Annotated in this window: 2 protein-coding genes; both read right to left on the bottom strand. The window is 49.6% G+C overall.

Going from position 1 to position 690, the window contains the following annotated elements:
• A partial coding sequence (locus tag R7R24_RS27105) for an ATPase (RefSeq protein ID WP_318120179.1) occupies nucleotides 1-252 on the bottom strand: 252 nt, incomplete at its 3' end.
• Between the two features lie 9 nt (nucleotides 253-261).
• On the bottom strand, nucleotides 262-690 hold a 429-nt coding region (locus R7R24_RS27100), incomplete at its 5' end, for a proprotein convertase P-domain-containing protein (RefSeq protein WP_318120178.1).

Below are 690 nucleotides of genomic sequence, written 5' to 3'. Positions count from 1 at the left end.
TACCAACACTTGCTGTTTCACCAAAGCATCGACCACTTCAAGGTTGTTGTGACGAAGAAGCGCTCTCACTTCGCTTTCTTTCCCTTTGTGATATTTCACAAAATAGCGAGCCGGTTGTTGCTCTGCACTTGTTGGACGCTCATCCACAAGAGGAAAGCCTTGGTTGTTGGCAAGGCTGGTGGCGCTCATGCCAATCGCCAATAGCGCGGTCAAACTCCCCGCCGTTACGGAAAGTAAGGTCAGCTTCTTCATAGTCACTCCTTATTGAAATGTCAGAGACCAACTGTTGATTGTACCTGTGTCTCTTCTGGCACTGTCGACGGCTTTAAGTTCCCAAGAACCTTGTGATTCAAAACCAGAGAAATCAACTTGGAAAGTGGTTTTGATATCGTTAGCGCTGCCGCCAGTATTGTCGTGAAGCACGACTTGTCCACCTGTCGGTGAAGTCAGAGTCACTCGTAGGTCACCGATGTAAGTATGGCTAATATCTACGTCAATGCTTACAGTACCTGAGTCGCCAGTGCGATCGACATTCAGTGCGCTGATGGCACCAGAGGTTTTGTTGTCAGGAATCGCAACAGGGTTAGTGTTTGAGTAGCTAGAATCTGCAGAGCTACCGCCACCGTCAGGACCATTACAGCCCGCATCCAAGAACAGCTTCGCCGCTTCCGCATTCACTAGGCCGTGACC

It is taken from the genome of Vibrio sp. 704, assembly GCF_033339295.1.
This window is presented reverse-complemented; position numbering and strand designations above follow the sequence as displayed.